The following is a 16,065-nucleotide window of genomic DNA, read 5'->3' as shown; positions in this document are numbered from 1 at the left end:
ATCTTTTTCTATGCAAAGAAAGAGGGATTAGAAAATGAACATAGCAATTGGTACAACAAACAAAGCAAAAACAGAGGCTGTAGAAGTTACAGCTAGAAAGTATTTTGATAAACCAATTTTTACCTGTGTTAAGGCTGCCTCACAAGTATCTAATCAACCGATGACTCATGAAGAAACACGCTTAGGCGCAATAAACCGTTCGAAAAACGCAATCGATGAGACGGGTGCCCAATTATCGTTTGGATTAGAAGGTGGAGTGACTGAAATTGATGGTGTGATGTATGTTTGCAACTGGGGAGCTCTTACAGTATCAAATGGCACAACTTATACAGCTTCGGGCGCACAAATTATATTACCAAAAGAAATTGCCCAGGAAATAAGGGCAGGGAAGGAACTTGGACCTGTAATGGAGCAATATACACACCGTCGGGATATCCGACAAGGTGCCGGAGCTGTAGGTATTTTTACGCAAGGATTAGTAAGTCGTCAGATGATGTTCGAACATATAGTTTCACTTCTTATTGGTCAATATTTATTCTCATTAGCGCATGAGTAGTGTCAGTTAATTAGTAAAAATGGAATAGTGAAGTTGCATAATTGATAAAGCTTTTTTAAAATAGAAAAAGGTTAGCAATGAAAGGAAGAAGAATATGGCTTTTACATCGGTGAGAGTTGTTGGCTTACTACTGCTAATTTTGGTGCTTACTGGTTGTAATCAATCGGTTGATGAACAAATTCAAGATGGACTTCAAAATACGAAGACCGTTTTTGCAGAACAACCAGAGGAGCAAACAGATCGTATTGGGGATGTAGAATTATACTTACCTTCAAACTTTAAAGTTGACGACAGTTCAGATGCATATAATATATTAGTAACGAAAGGAAAAGAGAGTTATATTCTTTTCATTAATGATCGTGAAGATGCAGATAGTAAACTATATTACAATCTATTAAAAGCTGATAGTTCAAAAAACATAATCGAAGAAAATACTTATGAAAAGAATGGTATTTTCGGCTTTGCGGCTGTTTTAAAAACTGATAATGAGAACGAATTTGAGCTTATTGTTAGTAATGGTGGTGTAAAAATGACGACCATTTCTCACGCGAAACATATTAAAGATAATCTACACGAGATGACGAAAATCGTTCATTCGGTTAAGATTAAATAATTGGATAGTTTTGAACAGAGCGGTTCACAAACATGTGAGCCGTTTTCTCTTCATTCGACATATTTTAAGCTACAATAAAGGAACTCAGTTTATAAACGTCACATCCAGTGACATTATCTGCGTAACAGTGCTGAACCTAAATTGATTTGGAAGAAAGGATGTGAGCTAGGTGAAACAAATTAAATCAGAACAACTTGTGTCCCTATTAAAACAACAATTGAATGAGGAAAAGTTTGATTTTGAATTTGACAAAAAGCACGATAAATTACGTCTAAACCATAAAAAAATTGGTAAAGGGATGGAGCTTTCTCTGCCAGGCATTTTAGCCAAATATAATGACAAGCAGGGGGCTGCAATCGATGAAGTTGTTTATACAATCGAGCAAACCTTTAATGCGATGGAGCAAGAGATGGAACAAGGATTCCAAGCGACTACAAAAATTTATCCAGTTATTCGTGCGACATCCTACCCTCAAGCCTCGAAGGAGGGGCATGCATTCATCACGACTGAACATACAGCTGAAACACGTATTTTTTATGCGCTTGATTTAGGAAAAACGTATCGTTTTATTGATGAATCCATGTTAGAGGTACTGCAATTAACAGTAGAGCAAGTTCGTGAAATGGCACGATTCTCTGTAAAGCAACTACCAACAGTTTATAAGAAAGATGAAGTTGCAGGGAATGTTTTCTATTTTGTTAATGCTAATGATGGCTATGATGCAAGTCGCATTTTAAATGAAAGCTTTTTGAAAGAAATGCAGACTATAATTGAGGGTGACATGACGTTATCTGTGCCACATCAGGATGTATTAATAGTAGGTGATATTCGTAATGAAACAGGGTATGATGTATTAGCACAGATGACAATGCATTTCTTTGCGGTCGGTACCGTACCGATTACGTCATTATCTTTTATTTATGAAGATGGGGAGCTAGAACCAATCTTTATATTAGCAAAAAATAGAGTTAAAAAGGAGCAAGAAAAACAATGAATGTATTTTACAACAAAGAGCATGTAGGCGATGTATTGCTAGTACAATTAGCGACAGAATCTATCGTTAAAACAGAGGTAGAGCGTGCGGGTGATATCGCTATTTTAAAGGAAGCACAAACAGGGGAAATTAAAGCATTTAATTTATTTAATGCTAGTAACTATATACAAACTGAAGCACAAGGTTTAGTTGAAGTTACTCCAGAATTAGTTGCACAGCTAGAGGCAGCTATTACAAAAAATGGAGCTGAAATCAGCTTAGATGTAGATTTTTCTCCAAAATTTGTTGTGGGCTATGTAGAAACAAAGGACAAGCATCCGAATGCTGATAAACTAAGCATTTGTGCTGTAAACGTAGGTGAAGAAACATTACAAATCGTATGTGGCGCACCAAATGTGGAGGCGGGCCAAAAGGTTGTCGTAGCGAAAATCGGTGCAGTAATGCCTTCTGGAATGCTTATAAAAGAAGGTAATTTACGAGGAGTTGAATCATACGGTATGCTATGTTCAGCACGCGAATTAGCAATACCAAATGCACCTTCTGAAAAAGGGATTTTAGTATTACCAGAAGATGCTACAACTGGTAGTGCGTTCGAAACGCCAACTAAATAAAGTCTTGGGAAACACGGTTTAGCTTTGCGAAAGTAAGTGGTCACCAAATTTATACCAAGGCCGAATTGATTATATGTACTTAAAATCGTTATGCTACTAATATGCTAGTAACATAACGATTTTTTTGTCTAGAATGAGCCTCTAAATACAAGTTTCTATTACATTTTTATGGTATGCTTTTTGTTATAGACATTTAACTTCTTTCAGCAAATATTTCCTGTAGCGAAAGCGACAAGGTTTTAACTGTGCGAAAGCGAAGCGGCAGCAAAAACACACGACTGAGTGAACAATGTCGTGTTAACCCAAAGCCTCCGGCGGATGACACAGAATTATTGGATGCTAGCTAAAACCATCGCATCCATGCGATAACGGCCAACGGACCTGCATCGGTAAAACGCCACGTCCTGTGGCATTACTGAAAGAGCGACATCGTGTCGGCCCTCGTTCAGGCTTAAGACAAAGCTGATTCCGGACGCAATTATGCCGTGGCATAATTGATTTAGTTAATGCTATAAATGAAGTGTAAGAGAAATGAGTGAAACAATGTGAATTGGTTAAAAAAACAAATGGATAAATTTTTAAATAAAGATGACAATGATTATGAATATGAAGAGTTTTATGAAGACTATGAAGAAGAACAATCTGAGCAACAAAACTCATTTAAAGAAACAACAGCAGCAAAGCAAAGAACTTTTCGTTTTCCGTTAATTGAGGATGAGGAATTTTCAGCTCCACCATCATCAAAAGAAGCATTCAATCAAATGGACGATGCATCCTTCGGGCAAATTGAAGATTTATCGCTACCGAGGCATTTAAATAATCATATTGTGGATTCAAGTGTGTATGATATTGAGGTTTCAGGTATTCGAGAATTATTAGCAAATCGAACGAAAAGAACAGGTAGAACGACGATTACGCGTAGTCAGCCTCAACCGGAGAATCGTTCGAAAGCAAGTCTGGTATTTCGAGATGCGCAAAATGAATTACCGACTACACCTAAAGATTCGAATTATCCATTAGAAAAAACAGATGAAAGTGATTTACAGACTAATCGCAAACGTTTTGTACCAACTGATGTTCCGTCACCAGTCTATGGTTTTACTAAGCCGAGCCCAATTGAGCAACTATTAGAGAAACGGAAGGAAGAGCACGACAAAAAAGAGTTAGAAATACCTACAGCATCTAGGTCTATAAAAGAAACGACAACAAATGAGGCTATTGAAAATATACTAGATGTAAAAGAGCCTATTAGCGCAGAGCAAAAAGAAGGACCTGAACAGTTAGAAATCCCTGAAACAATTGAAGCACTTACAAAGAAACCGATTACTTTTGATGATAAATTATTAGACGAAACCAATCAGCCTAATGATAAAACGACAGCGGAATTACCTGTACCGCTTACAACTTCTTTTGCCGTAGGATTTGAAGACCAAGTGAAAGAAGCTATTCAGCATGAGCTGAATATTGAACAACTTCCGGTTGATCAATCAGAAATTCATGTAAAAGAAGTAGTTGTAGAACAAGTACAAATCGAAAATTCTACCATCCACATTGGTGAAGTTACAGTAGTCCATCCATCCAAGAATGAAGATAATGAGCAAGCTATATTGCAAGAACAATCTGTAGAAGAGCAACCGGTAGAAAAGAAAGAAAAAAGTAGTGGCGTTCCTTTCAATGTTTTAATGCTAAAAACAGATAAAGAGAAATGGAGAATTCGACAGCAATTAAAAAATACGATGCCGACCCCTACAACTGTTGAAAAGGATCAAGAAGAACAGGAGCCTTCTTCTGAGCCGTTCCATTTAGAGGAAGAACATCGATTAGTACCATCCAATGAAGATAAGATTGAACAATCTATGCATTTAGAAATTAGCGAGTTAGAAATGGATGATACAGCAGCACCACAATCGTCGGCGGAAGCCGAGGTTTCTATTCCAAATACTGCTCCATTCAATGCTACAACAGAAAGTGTGTCGGTCATTTCAATGGCACCAGTTGCATCAATGTCGAACGTTTCGACATTAGAAAAGACAGTGATAGAAGTTGAAAGCTCCGACGAAATTTCAGCGACTACCGAAAAGGAAGTAGAAGTACCTACTGAAACGGAAATGGAAGCGACTACCGAAAAGGAAGTAAAGGTAACTAACGAAACGGAACTAGAATCAACTACTGAACAGGAGCATACTACCGAAAATGTAGTGATTCCCGAGGAGAATTATATTGATCTAGAAGAGTATCCAGAACAACCTTCTAAATCAGATGAAACATTTGTGGAAAATCAAGAGATGGAAATGCCTCGAAAACCTGTGCATGTGTATCAAAAGCCAGATGATGAGTTTTTAGAGCCACCTGAGGAAAAAACACAGGATACGGGGTGGATGGAGCAACAGGGAGATACGTTAGTCGAAGCTTTGTCTTATTTCCAAGTCTCAGCTCAAATAGAATCCATTATGCAAGGACCTGCCGTGACGCAATTTGAAATAACAGTGAGTCATGGTACGAAGGTTAGTAAAATCCGCAATCTATCAGATGATTTGAAGCTTGCATTGGCAGCGAAAGATATCCGCATCCAAGCGCCGATTCCTGGGAAGAGCTCAATTGGCATTGAGATTCCGAACCGCGTATCTCGCGCTGTTCGATTATCGGAAGTGACAAATAGTGCTTCTTTCCTTGAGTCAGATTCACCGTTAGAAGCAGCATTGGGTCTGGATTTAACAGGGAAGCCTGTAACTATTGATTTACGAAAAATGCCACATGGTTTAATTGCCGGAGCTACAGGTTCTGGTAAATCAGTTTGTATTAATTCAATTTTAGTTAGCTTATTATATAAAGCTGCACCACACGAATTAAAACTGATGCTAATCGATCCTAAAATGGTTGAATTAGCACCTTTTAATCATATTCCACATTTAGTTAGCCCAGTCATCACAGATGTTAAAGCGGCTACAGCTGCATTGAAATGGGCAGTGGAAGAAATGGAGCGTCGTTATCAGTTATTTGCTCATGCGGGTGCACGTGATATTACACGTTATAATGCAATTGCGGATAAAAATAATGAACATAGCTTAAAATTACCGTATATTCTAATTGTCATTGATGAATTAGCAGATTTAATGATGATGTCTCCTGCAGATGTAGAGGAGGCAATTTGTCGTATTGCGCAAAAGGCACGTGCTTGTGGTATCCATTTAATTGTTGCAACTCAAAGACCTTCTGTTGACGTTATTACAGGGCTTATTAAATCAAATATTCCTACACGTATTGCTTTTGCGGTATCTTCACAAATCGATTCGCGTACTATTTTAGATGGGCAAGGTGCAGAAAGATTACTTGGACGGGGCGATATGTTATATTTAGGCAATGGTATGTCTGCTCCAGTGCGTTTGCAGGGTACATTTGTGACAGATGATGAAATTGAAGCGATTATTGAACATGTTCGTGAACAAGGAGAGCCAGATTATATATTCGATCAAGAGGAACTTTTAAAGAAGACTGAAGTTTCGGCTGAGCAAGATGATCTGTTTGAGGATGTATGTCGATTTGTTTATGAGCAGGGAGGTGCTTCTACTTCCTTGATTCAGCGCAAATACCATATTGGTTATAATCGTGCAGCTCGTTTAATCGATATGTTGGAATCACATGGTTTTGTGTCCGAGGCAAGAGGCAGTAAACCAAGAGAAAGTTATATTACAGAAGAAGATTTAATTGCTATGTTTGAATAAGAATTGTATTGTTTTCGTATAGATTATCTTATTTACGTCGAAATTAGTTTTTTTAGAAAAGTTACACATTTATCCTTATGCATAAATAGTGCTATAATAGACGAGATGTGTTGATTAGTACGTATTTTTTAGTACTTCCAAAGGTATTAATACCTAATAATTAGTGAAAAAATACGTTACACCTAATAGATGATAGAAGGGATATTGAATTCCCGGGGGGTTTAATTAATGACAGTTTTTCATTTCACAGGCATTAAAGGTTCTGGCATGAGTTCACTTGCACAAATCTTATTTGATGCTGGTGAACAAGTACAGGGCTCAGATATTGATAAATATTTCTTCACAGAACAGCCGTTACGTGAGCGTAATATTTCAATTTTTACATTTAATGCAGATAATATTAAAGAAGGTATGACAGTTATTGCAGGGAACGCATTTCCTGATGATCATCCCGAATTAGAGCGTGCACGTGAAATCGGTGTAGAAGTTATTCGTTACCATAAATTTTTAGGTGAATATATCGGTAATTATACGTCGATTGCTATTACAGGTGCACATGGTAAAACATCTACTACAGGTTTAATGTCTCATGTTGTAGGTGGTTATAAGCCAACTTCTTATTTAATCGGTGATGGAACAGGAGCTGGGCATGAAAATGCTGACTTCTTTGTGATGGAAGCATGTGAATACCGTCGACACTTTTTAGCTTACAATCCCGATTACGCAGTAATGACTAATATTGATTTTGATCATCCTGACTATTTTGCAAACATAGAGGATGTATATTCAGCCTTTCAAGCATTAGCATTACAAGTTAAAAAAGCCATTATTGCTTGTGGTGATGATGAACATTTACAACGTATTCAAGCGAAAGTACCAGTTGTTTATTACGGATTTGGGGCTGAAAATGATTTTGAGGCTCGTAATGTTGAAAAAACAACAAAGGGTACAAAATTTGATGTATTTGTCCGCAATGAATTTTATAGTACATTCTTTATCCCGTTGTTTGGCGATCATGCGGTATTAAATACTTTAGCTGTTATTACACTTTGCCAATATGAAGGTATTTCACCAGACATCGTTCAAGAACGTTTAAACACATATAAAGGTGTGAAAAGACGTTTTACAGAAACGGAAATTGGGAATAATGTTTTAATAGATGACTATGCACACCATCCAACTGAAATCCGTGCAACGGTTCAATCGGCACGACAAAAATTTCCGGATCGTGAGCTAGTAGCTATTTTCCAACCACATACATTTACACGTACACAAGCTTTTTTACAGGATTTCGCAGATAGTCTAAGTCTTGCAGATACAGCATATTTATGTGATATTTTTGGCTCTGCAAGGGAAACACAAGGCGCACTTTCAATCCAAGATTTAGCGTCTTTAATTGAAGGCAGTGCAGTGATTACCACTGAAGGAATCGATGTGTTGACAAAGCATAAAGGCGCAGTATTTTTATTTATGGGCGCTGGCGATGTTCACAAATTCCAAGATGCTTTTGAAGACGTGCTAAAAAACAACGAAACAGCTTAGTCCGCAAGGAATAAGCTGTTTTTTCTCAAAAATGAGGAGGGATTCCGTTTTTTTTGTCGAAAATAAGGAAATGAATAGTAAAGAGAATTTGTACTTGCAGGAGGTCTAGTTATGGAAGTTATTTTGTATATTGCAGCAATCATCGCAGCAATCGGTTTTTTAATTTTTTGTGTGAGCGTAGGAATGACATTATTTTCGCTCAAACCTATCCTTAACAGTTTAGCAGGAACATTATCGGGTATAGAAGGTCAAATGGAAGGTATTACACGTGAAACGACTTCCTTACTAGCTAAAACAAATAGCTTGGCAGAAGATATTCAAGAAAAATCTGAACAGTTAAATTCTGTTGTTCATGCAGTCAAAGGAATTGGCGACTCTGTGAATGGTTTAAATAAATCTGTACAGCAAATTACTTCTTCAATTTCTACAAGTGTGGAACAAAATGAAGAAAAAATTGCACAGGTTGTTCAGTGGAGTAATGTCGCAATCGGCATTGCTGATAAGTGGAAAAAACGAAAAATTATCGAACAGGCCAATGAGGTGATTCAAGATGATGTTTATCCTTTTGAATCAGCACAAACTGAAAAATCGAAAAGAAAATGGGGCCGTAAAAAATAATTATTGTTCGGTAGGCGTTAATGCCAGCCGAATAAAAATAAAGTCTTAGGCATAAGTTGAAGAATGCATCAGCAAAAGCAGATGGACAACCAGTCTAGGCAAATTAGATAATAAGATGGGGAGGAATTGTTGCATGACAACTCAAAAGCCGAATTTTAATGAAGTAAAGGAACAACAACTTGAAAGTTCATTGCCGCAGCTTTATCATCCGCAAGAATCGATTTATGAAGAGGAGCGAGTGAACATGAAGGATTTCGTTATTGGTGCATTAGTTGGGGGTATAGTAGGTGCAGCTGCTGGCTTATTACTAGCTCCGAAATCAGGAAAAGATTTACTTAGCGATGTAGCAGTACAAGCTGTTAACTTAAAAGATAAGAGTGCAGATTTCTCGACAACTGCAAAAGATAAAACCGTTCAATTATCTAAACAAATTCAAGAACAATCTACACAATTAGTAGAGAAAGTAAAAACATTAAAATCAGCAAAGGCACCAACTGTTTTTGACGATGGTACTGTTTCTTTCGAGGGTGAAGAGCCACTGGAGGATTTCATTCCTAGCGAAGAACCTAAAGCACAGGATGCTAGTGAAAAAAAGGAACAAGCTGAAGAAAAAAGTGAAGAAGTTCGCGCGTAATAGATAAAAGGGATACGATACATCTGACAACGATGTATCGTATCCCTTTTTTTAAGATATAGGCGCTTTTTCTAGTAAAATTTCTAGTTTATCACCGCCGAAAATCTCCATATCGAAGCTTGCTGGTTGGCCATTTCGTAAAATCGTAAAATTACCTTTAAAAGTAGTAGGCAGTTGCCAATTAGAGAAGCGGAACACATCCTGGTATATCCAACGACTTCGGTCTTTCTCTTTAAATGAAATAGCAGCCCCATTTGGAACGGTTGAATGAGGTGATACCACTACTTGATTAACGAGAACTTCGTTAGCCATTTTTTTTAGCTCTACTACCTCGTTTTGAAAGTGTATGATGATTTTATCCTCAAGCAAAACACTCATTTGGTCAGCAATCCGTTGAACGGTAGGGTATGTTTGTTGCTGAAATGTAAGTACATCACCATCTTGTACAGCGTATAACATTTTTGATGGTTTACCATTAATCATTAAATGAGCTGAAAAATCTGGTAAATAAAGTGGCTTTCCGTTCACTTGAATATAAAATGACTCAAATTGTTTTAATAACGCCCAATTATTTGTGAGCTTAAATACATCCTCGACTGTTTCAGCTATTTCAAACATCACAACATCTCGATCATTTAATGCACTATCGAGTGATGCAGGGGAACCATTAACAGTTATTTGTGGCTCAATTACATATTTTGTTTCTTGAATCGTAACGGTTTTAATGGCAGCATCATCTACAATATCTCTCACCGTAGCATTAGCTTGCTGACCGTCTTGGCCTTCGATTAGCTGGATGGCATCACCTGTTTTAATCATCGTTTTAGTAGATGCTTGGTGGCCATTCACTAAAATTTCTGCCGGTTGACCGTGACCACCAGGAATGAAAATATCTTGTCCATTTACATTCACTGATAGTCCATGCCCTGGTTTTCCATATAACTGCTTTGCTCGAATATTGGCTGCTAAAAATGCATCAGCAACAGTCATTTCTTTTAATTCAAAAAGGCGCACTACTTGTTCATTGACAGTTAGACTCATATATTGAATAGGCGTTTTTTTTGCCGCAATAGCAATACCAATTGGAGTCACTAATTCAGGAGATGCTTTAATATGATCTTCCTTTGTTAAGTTTTGAATAGCGTCAATCCCTCGAACAGCAATGCGATTGGCAGGTAAATTTAGTATAAGTCCAAGTTCAGTTGTAAGTTTGGGTGTTAAGCTACCTCCACCAACAAGCATTACCGCTTTAGGAGCTGACTGATTATTAAGACGTAATATTTCTTCTCCAATGGCTTTTGCCAGTTGCTTGACAGCAGGATCGATTGCTTGAAGAACTTCCTCTTTAGGATAATATTGATCAAAGCCTAAAATATCTTGAATTAATATTTCTTCTGCTGTTTGCAGTTGTCGTTTCGCTTGTTCGGCAACTGGGAAATCGAGTAAATAATGGTCACTTAATGCTTCTGTTATTTCATCACCAGCTGTTGGTACCATGCCATATGCGACAACAGTACTTTTATCGGTAATGGCAATATCAGATGTACCAGCACCAATATCAACTAGCGCCACATTTAAACGACGCATTGTTGAGGGGATAAGCACGTTAATAGCTGCAATAGGTTCTAATGTTAGTGCATCCATCTCTAAATCCGCCCGTTTTAGAGCCGCGATAAGTGATTCTACGACAACTCTTGGCAAGAACGTAGCAATAACTTCAATTTGTGCTTCATCGCCTTGCTGATCAAGTAGGCTACCAATCTCTTCTCCATCTAAACGATAGTATAGAACTGAATAACCAACACAATAATAGTGGCTTATTTTAGCATCATCTTTGTGTTGAAGGAGCTGTTGCTGTGCCTGTTGAACAGCTTGTAATTCTAAACGGCTTATATCTTCTTCTGTAAAGATTGGCCGATTACGAATATTGATTGTCACGCTTGCTTGTTCTGTTTTCAATGAGCGACCAGCGGCAGCGACACTCACTTTTGTTAAAGGACCATGCTTCTCTTCAAGTTCATGTTTAATTTCATTGATTAAATCTGCTACATACATGACATTATGTATTTGACCATCTACCATGGCGCGTTCTTTATGTTCTTTTACTAAAATGTCTTCCACGTGAAAGTGGTCATTATCTTCTGCTAAAATAATTCCTACTACAGAACGTGTACCGATATCAAGTGCAAATAATTTTGAACTCAATGTACTCGCTTCCTTTCTCGTAATATGTTAATATAATTATATAATTTAGCGAGTTGAAGCGCTAAATTAAAAATACGTGACATTCTGTGCAACATTGATTATAATGTTGCTATTATCTAAAAATGTAACATACATTTCAGAGTTCTGAAAGTGTCTGTCATGAGGAGAGGAGCAAGAAAGCATGAGCCAAAAAGATTTAGAAAGCTTACGTAGTCAAATTGACGGTTTGAATTTAGAAATTCTTCGTCTAATTAACGAACGAGCAGCAGTAGTTGATGAAATCGGAAAGATTAAAGAAAAACAAGGTGTGATTCGCTATGATCCATTGCGTGAACGACACATGCTTGATCTTATTAAAGAGCACAATCAAGGTCCATTAAACCAAATGACGGTAGATTATATATTTAAACAAATCTTTAAAACAGCTTTAAAACAACTTGAAGCAGACAAGAAAAAAGAGTTACTTGTATCACGCAAGAAAAAATCAGAAGATACTGTCATTAATATAAATGGTGAGCTAATTGGACAAGGAAAACCATCTTTCGTATTTGGACCTTGTGCTGTAGAGTCATACGAACAAGTAGCAGCCGTAGCAGAATCTATTAAAGCAAAAGGTGAAAAATTAATTCGTGGTGGTGCTTATAAGCCACGTACTTCTCCATATGACTTCCAAGGTCTTGGGTTAGAAGGACTTAAAATTTTAAAACGTGTGTCAGAGGAATACGGTTTAGGTGTTATTACGGAAATTGTTACACCAGGTCATTTAGAGGAAGCATTAGATTACATCGATGTTATCCAAATTGGTGCACGTAATATGCAAAACTTCGAATTATTAAAAGCAGCGGGTGCAACAAACAAACCTGTCCTTTTAAAACGAGGCTTAGCAGCGACAATAGATGAATTCATTCACGCAGCAGAATACATTATGTCTAAAGGAAATGAAAACATCATTCTTTGTGAGCGTGGTATTCGTACTTACGAAAAAGCAACACGTAACACATTAGATATTTCTGCTGTACCAATTTTAAAACAAGAAACGCATTTACCAGTATTTGTAGACGTTACGCATTCAACAGGTCGTCGTGATCTACTATTACCATGTGCTAAGGCGGCAATTGCTATTGGAGCTGATGGCGTCATGGCAGAGGTGCATCCAGATCCATCTGTAGCACTTTCAGATTCACAACAACAAATGGATATTCCAACATTTGATGCGTTTTACCAAACGCTACAAAATTTCATGAAGAACCATGAAATCAATGCTTAACTTTTTTCAGTAATTATTTTCTGTACCGAAAGCGCAGCGACAGCAACACACGGCTGAATGACCAACATCGGTGCTGTTGCTGACGCTTCGCTTTCGCACAGGCAAAACCCTTTGCTGCCGCTACGTTAGCACTACGCTTTCGCGCGAAAAGCATCTGTTGGCCCAAAGCCGATCCCAGACATAATTTGTCGGGGCATAATTGATATGTTGATAAACACCGCTTGCTTTAATCGGCAGGCGGTGTTTACTATATAGTGACAAAATAATGTCTAGAAGAGTACTACTTGTACTTGGTTTTTCTTTGCATATACATACTGCTTCTTGAAAAGAATATGAAAATTATCGTATGATAAGGCTATTAAAGGAAAAAGGGAGGCACGTACGATGACTGTTACAATTTATGATGTTGCAAGAGAAGCAAATGTTTCTATGGCAACTGTCTCTCGTGTAGTCAATGGTAATCAAAACGTAAAACCGGCAACACGAAAAAAAGTATTAGAAGTAATTGAACGATTAGAGTATCGTCCAAACGCAGTAGCGCGAGGATTAGCAAGTAAGAAAACAACAACAGTTGGCGTGATTATCCCGGATATTGCAAACAATGTTTATGCGGAGCTGGCACGTGGTGTTGAGGATATTGCAACAATGTATCGTTACAATATTATTTTAGCCAACTCAGACCAACATGAAGATAAAGAGCTTCAGCTACTGGATACAATGCTAGGGAAACAGGTTGACGGTATTGTCATGATGAGTGACGAAGTAACTGAAAAAATGCAACAAACTATGGATCATTCTCCTGTGCCAATTGTACTTGCAGGTTCAGTAGATGAATCACAAACAATTGCGACTGTTAATATTGATTATTACCAAGCGGCTTATGAGGCGGTTACATTACTTATTCAAAATGGTCATAAGCGAATCGCTTTCGTAACAGGTCCGCTTTCGTATACTATTAATGGAAAATTCAAACTTGCAGCTTATAAAAAAGCCTTACAAGATGCAGGTTACCCTATAGATGAATCACTAATCGCTGCAGATGAATCGAGTTATGATATGGGCTTAGAGGCGTGGGAAACATTATCCTCACTTGAAAATCCGCCAACTGCTTATTTTGCAGGTAGTGATGAATTAGCAATTGGATTGATTCATGGTGCGCAGGATGCAGGCAAAGATGTACCTGAGGATATCGAAGTAATCAGCTTTGAAAATTCAAAATTAGCTCGCATGGTTCGTCCACAGCTAACAAGTGTCGCGTTACCGCTGTATGATATCGGAGCTGTTGCGATGCGCTTACTGACAAAATTAATGAACAAAGAGCCTGTTGAGGACGAAGCGGTTATTTTACCTCATCGTATTGAACATCGACAATCTGTCAAAAGTAAATAACGATACTTAACACGTAAATCTGTTTAAGGATTTACGTGTTTTTATGTAGACGTATAGATGACTGAGAGCAAACGAAAAGCCCCACGATTGTCGTGAGGCATATTGTTAAGCGCGGTTCTCATTGCGAATAATGTGTAGCGCTTTGGTTAGCATTTGCGTGTTTTTTTCTTCAATTTCAGTCTTTCTAGGGATTGGCTCATATAGTGGATTTGGATCCTCCCAAGTTGGAATAAAAGGCACTGGTGATTCAGGCTGCCAACGATCTAACCATGCTTGAGGGAGGGGTCCTGACGGTAATTGCTGATCTGTCATTTCAAGCCAAAGCATAGACCATGCGCGAGGAACAACACGCCAAATATCATAGCCTCCACCGCCAACGGCAATCCATTTCCCCCCACAATATTCGTGTGCTAATTTATGCGCAAGCTTTGGAATTTCTCTATAAATGTTCATTGTTCCATATAAATGTGTTAATGGATCAAAATAATGTGCATCTGCGCCGTTTTGTGTTAGCACAACATCCGGCTTGAAAAATTCAAAGACTTCTCGCATAGCTTTTTCATATATTTCTAGGAAACTCTCATCTTCCGTAAAAGCATCAATTGGAAAATTAAAAGAAGTGCCATAACCCTGTCCATTTCCACGTTCGGTAATATTACCAGTTCCGGGGAAAAGATAACGACCTGTTTCATGAATAGATAGTGTACAAACATCTGGATCTTCATAAAAACTCCATTGCACTCCATCCCCGTGATGGGCATCGGTATCTACATAAAGTACACGAGCATTGTATTTTTCCTGCAAATAGCGAATGGCTACAGAACTATCGTTATAAATACAAAAACCTGATGCACGGCCACGGAAGCCATGATGTAGCCCTCCACCTAGATTGAGGGCGTGCTCGGCCTTTCCTTCCATAACATAATCGACAGCTGTTAACGTTCCACCGACAAGCTGTGCACTTGCTTCATGCATATTTTCAAAAATGGGAGTATCTTCAGTACCGATACCGTAGCTTTCACATTGTAACTCTGAAAGCTCACCGTGTCCTGCTCTTTTAACGATATCAATGTATTTTTGATCATGTGCAAGTAAAAGCTCTTCCTCTGTAGCGACACGAGCTGGAACGATATCTAAATCAGTAAGAGCATCAATATTCTTTAGCAAATCCATTGTAAGCGTCAAGCGTTTATGATTGAAAGGATGAGTATCTGAAAATTTATATCCGAGTTGCTCTGGTGAGTAAATAAATACTGCTTTTTTCATTGTAATGAAACACCTGGTAAATTGGGCCATAATACGTCGAAGCCTTCTTTACGAAGTTCTTCAATCATAGCTAGTGGATTCAGGGTTTTTACTCGGATACTTAATATTTTATTTTGCGTATTTTCAGAGTCAGGATAAACTAAGACGCTTTGGACATTTGCATGATGTTCGCTAAAAATTTTTGTGACTTCAAATAATATTCCTGGCGTATCGGCTACACGAATTTCAATTTTTGAGCCAGGTTCAGGGGCACCTGTTAACTCTATATATGTATAGAGTAAATCTGTAGTAGTTACAATCCCAACTAATTTCCCTCCAGAGACAATGGGTAAACAGCCTATTTTGGATTCATAAAAAGTAAGAGCTACTTCTTCTACGAAATCAAGTGGATGACCGACAAGTGGATTTTTAATCATAATTTCTTCCACTTTTTCGTTAAAAACTGGAGAGTTAGGCTCATCCCGTAATGAGGAAGGTAAAGCCTCTTTAATATCTCTTTCTGTGATAACCCCAAGAACGTGATGTTCCTCATCTACAACTGGCAAATGACGTACTTTTTTCTCACGCATTAATTTCAGAGCTTCAACGACTGTATTTGTCGGAGCCAGTGTGTGAGGCTCATCATTCATAATTTCTTCTACGATCATA

General features: G+C 37.9%; 13 protein-coding genes. 10 read left to right on the top strand and 3 right to left on the bottom strand.

What is annotated here, in order from left to right; genetic code table 11:
• The first annotated feature begins 34 nt into the window (after positions 1-34).
• From AC3WSO_RS19035 to AC3WSO_RS19000, 8 genes are all read left to right on the top strand, one after another.
• On the top strand, positions 35-556 hold the full coding sequence (locus AC3WSO_RS19035) for a DUF84 family protein (RefSeq protein ID WP_492533006.1): 522 nt from the start codon (positions 35-37) through the stop codon (positions 554-556).
• A 94-nt stretch (positions 557-650) separates the two neighbouring features.
• Positions 651-1,169, top strand: a complete 519-nt coding sequence (locus AC3WSO_RS19030) for a hypothetical protein (protein WP_492533004.1) — start codon at positions 651-653, stop codon at positions 1,167-1,169.
• A 169-nt stretch (positions 1,170-1,338) separates the two neighbouring features.
• Complete coding sequence (locus tag AC3WSO_RS19025) at positions 1,339-2,163, top strand: DUF1444 domain-containing protein (protein WP_492533003.1); 825 nt, start codon at positions 1,339-1,341, stop codon at positions 2,161-2,163.
• Positions 2,160-2,774 carry a YtpR family tRNA-binding protein gene (gene ytpR / locus AC3WSO_RS19020; protein WP_492533001.1) on the top strand — a complete coding sequence of 205 codons (615 nt, stop codon included), beginning with the start codon at positions 2,160-2,162 and terminating at the stop codon, positions 2,772-2,774. Before AC3WSO_RS19025 ends, ytpR begins: the two co-directional genes overlap by 4 nt.
• A gap of 545 nt (positions 2,775-3,319) precedes the next feature.
• Positions 3,320-6,496, top strand: a complete 3,177-nt coding sequence (locus AC3WSO_RS19015) for a DNA translocase FtsK (RefSeq protein ID WP_492532999.1) — start codon at positions 3,320-3,322, stop codon at positions 6,494-6,496.
• Positions 6,497-6,724: 228 nt separating this feature from the next.
• Positions 6,725-8,038, top strand: a complete 1,314-nt coding sequence (gene murC / locus AC3WSO_RS19010) for a UDP-N-acetylmuramate--L-alanine ligase (RefSeq protein WP_492532997.1) — start codon at positions 6,725-6,727, stop codon at positions 8,036-8,038.
• A gap of 111 nt (positions 8,039-8,149) precedes the next feature.
• Entirely contained in the window at positions 8,150-8,656 is a 507-nt protein-coding gene (locus AC3WSO_RS19005) for a DUF948 domain-containing protein (RefSeq protein ID WP_079561642.1), read from the top strand.
• 133 nt (positions 8,657-8,789) lie between these two features.
• Positions 8,790-9,290 carry a YtxH domain-containing protein gene (locus AC3WSO_RS19000; RefSeq protein ID WP_492532995.1) on the top strand — a complete coding sequence of 167 codons (501 nt, stop codon included), beginning with the start codon at positions 8,790-8,792 and terminating at the stop codon, positions 9,288-9,290.
• Between the two features lie 51 nt (positions 9,291-9,341).
• On the opposite strand, the gene AC3WSO_RS18995 is transcribed toward AC3WSO_RS19000, so the two are convergent.
• A complete protein-coding gene (locus AC3WSO_RS18995) occupies positions 9,342-11,495 on the bottom strand; it encodes a cell division FtsA domain-containing protein (protein WP_492532993.1) in 2,154 nt (717 codons plus the stop codon).
• A gap of 181 nt (positions 11,496-11,676) precedes the next feature.
• Here AC3WSO_RS18995 and AC3WSO_RS18990 point away from each other — a divergent pair, with 181 nt between their 5' ends.
• Positions 11,677-12,762 carry a bifunctional 3-deoxy-7-phosphoheptulonate synthase/chorismate mutase gene (locus AC3WSO_RS18990; protein ID WP_079561639.1) on the top strand — a complete coding sequence of 362 codons (1,086 nt, stop codon included), beginning with the start codon at positions 11,677-11,679 and terminating at the stop codon, positions 12,760-12,762.
• A 384-nt stretch (positions 12,763-13,146) separates the two neighbouring features.
• Entirely contained in the window at positions 13,147-14,151 is a 1,005-nt protein-coding gene (gene ccpA / locus AC3WSO_RS18985; protein WP_349659162.1) for a catabolite control protein A, read from the top strand.
• A gap of 105 nt (positions 14,152-14,256) precedes the next feature.
• On the opposite strand, the gene AC3WSO_RS18980 is transcribed toward ccpA, so the two are convergent.
• Together AC3WSO_RS18980 and AC3WSO_RS18975 are read right to left on the bottom strand one after the other, a co-directional pair.
• The gene (locus AC3WSO_RS18980) at positions 14,257-15,417 is read right to left on the bottom strand and encodes an acetoin utilization protein AcuC (RefSeq protein WP_492532991.1); all 1,161 of its coding nucleotides are present in this window, start codon (positions 15,415-15,417) and stop codon (positions 14,257-14,259) included.
• Positions 15,414-16,064 carry an acetoin utilization AcuB family protein gene (locus tag AC3WSO_RS18975; protein ID WP_492532989.1) on the bottom strand — a complete coding sequence of 217 codons (651 nt, stop codon included), beginning with the start codon at positions 16,062-16,064 and terminating at the stop codon, positions 15,414-15,416. Before AC3WSO_RS18975 ends, AC3WSO_RS18980 begins: the two co-directional genes overlap by 4 nt.
• Between the last annotated feature and the right edge of the window lies 1 nt (position 16,065).

It is taken from the genome of Lysinibacillus sp. EB106-09-02-XG168, from assembly GCF_058791475.1.
Note: the sequence above shows the minus strand (reverse complement) of the source record. Positions and strands in the feature narration are given on the sequence as shown.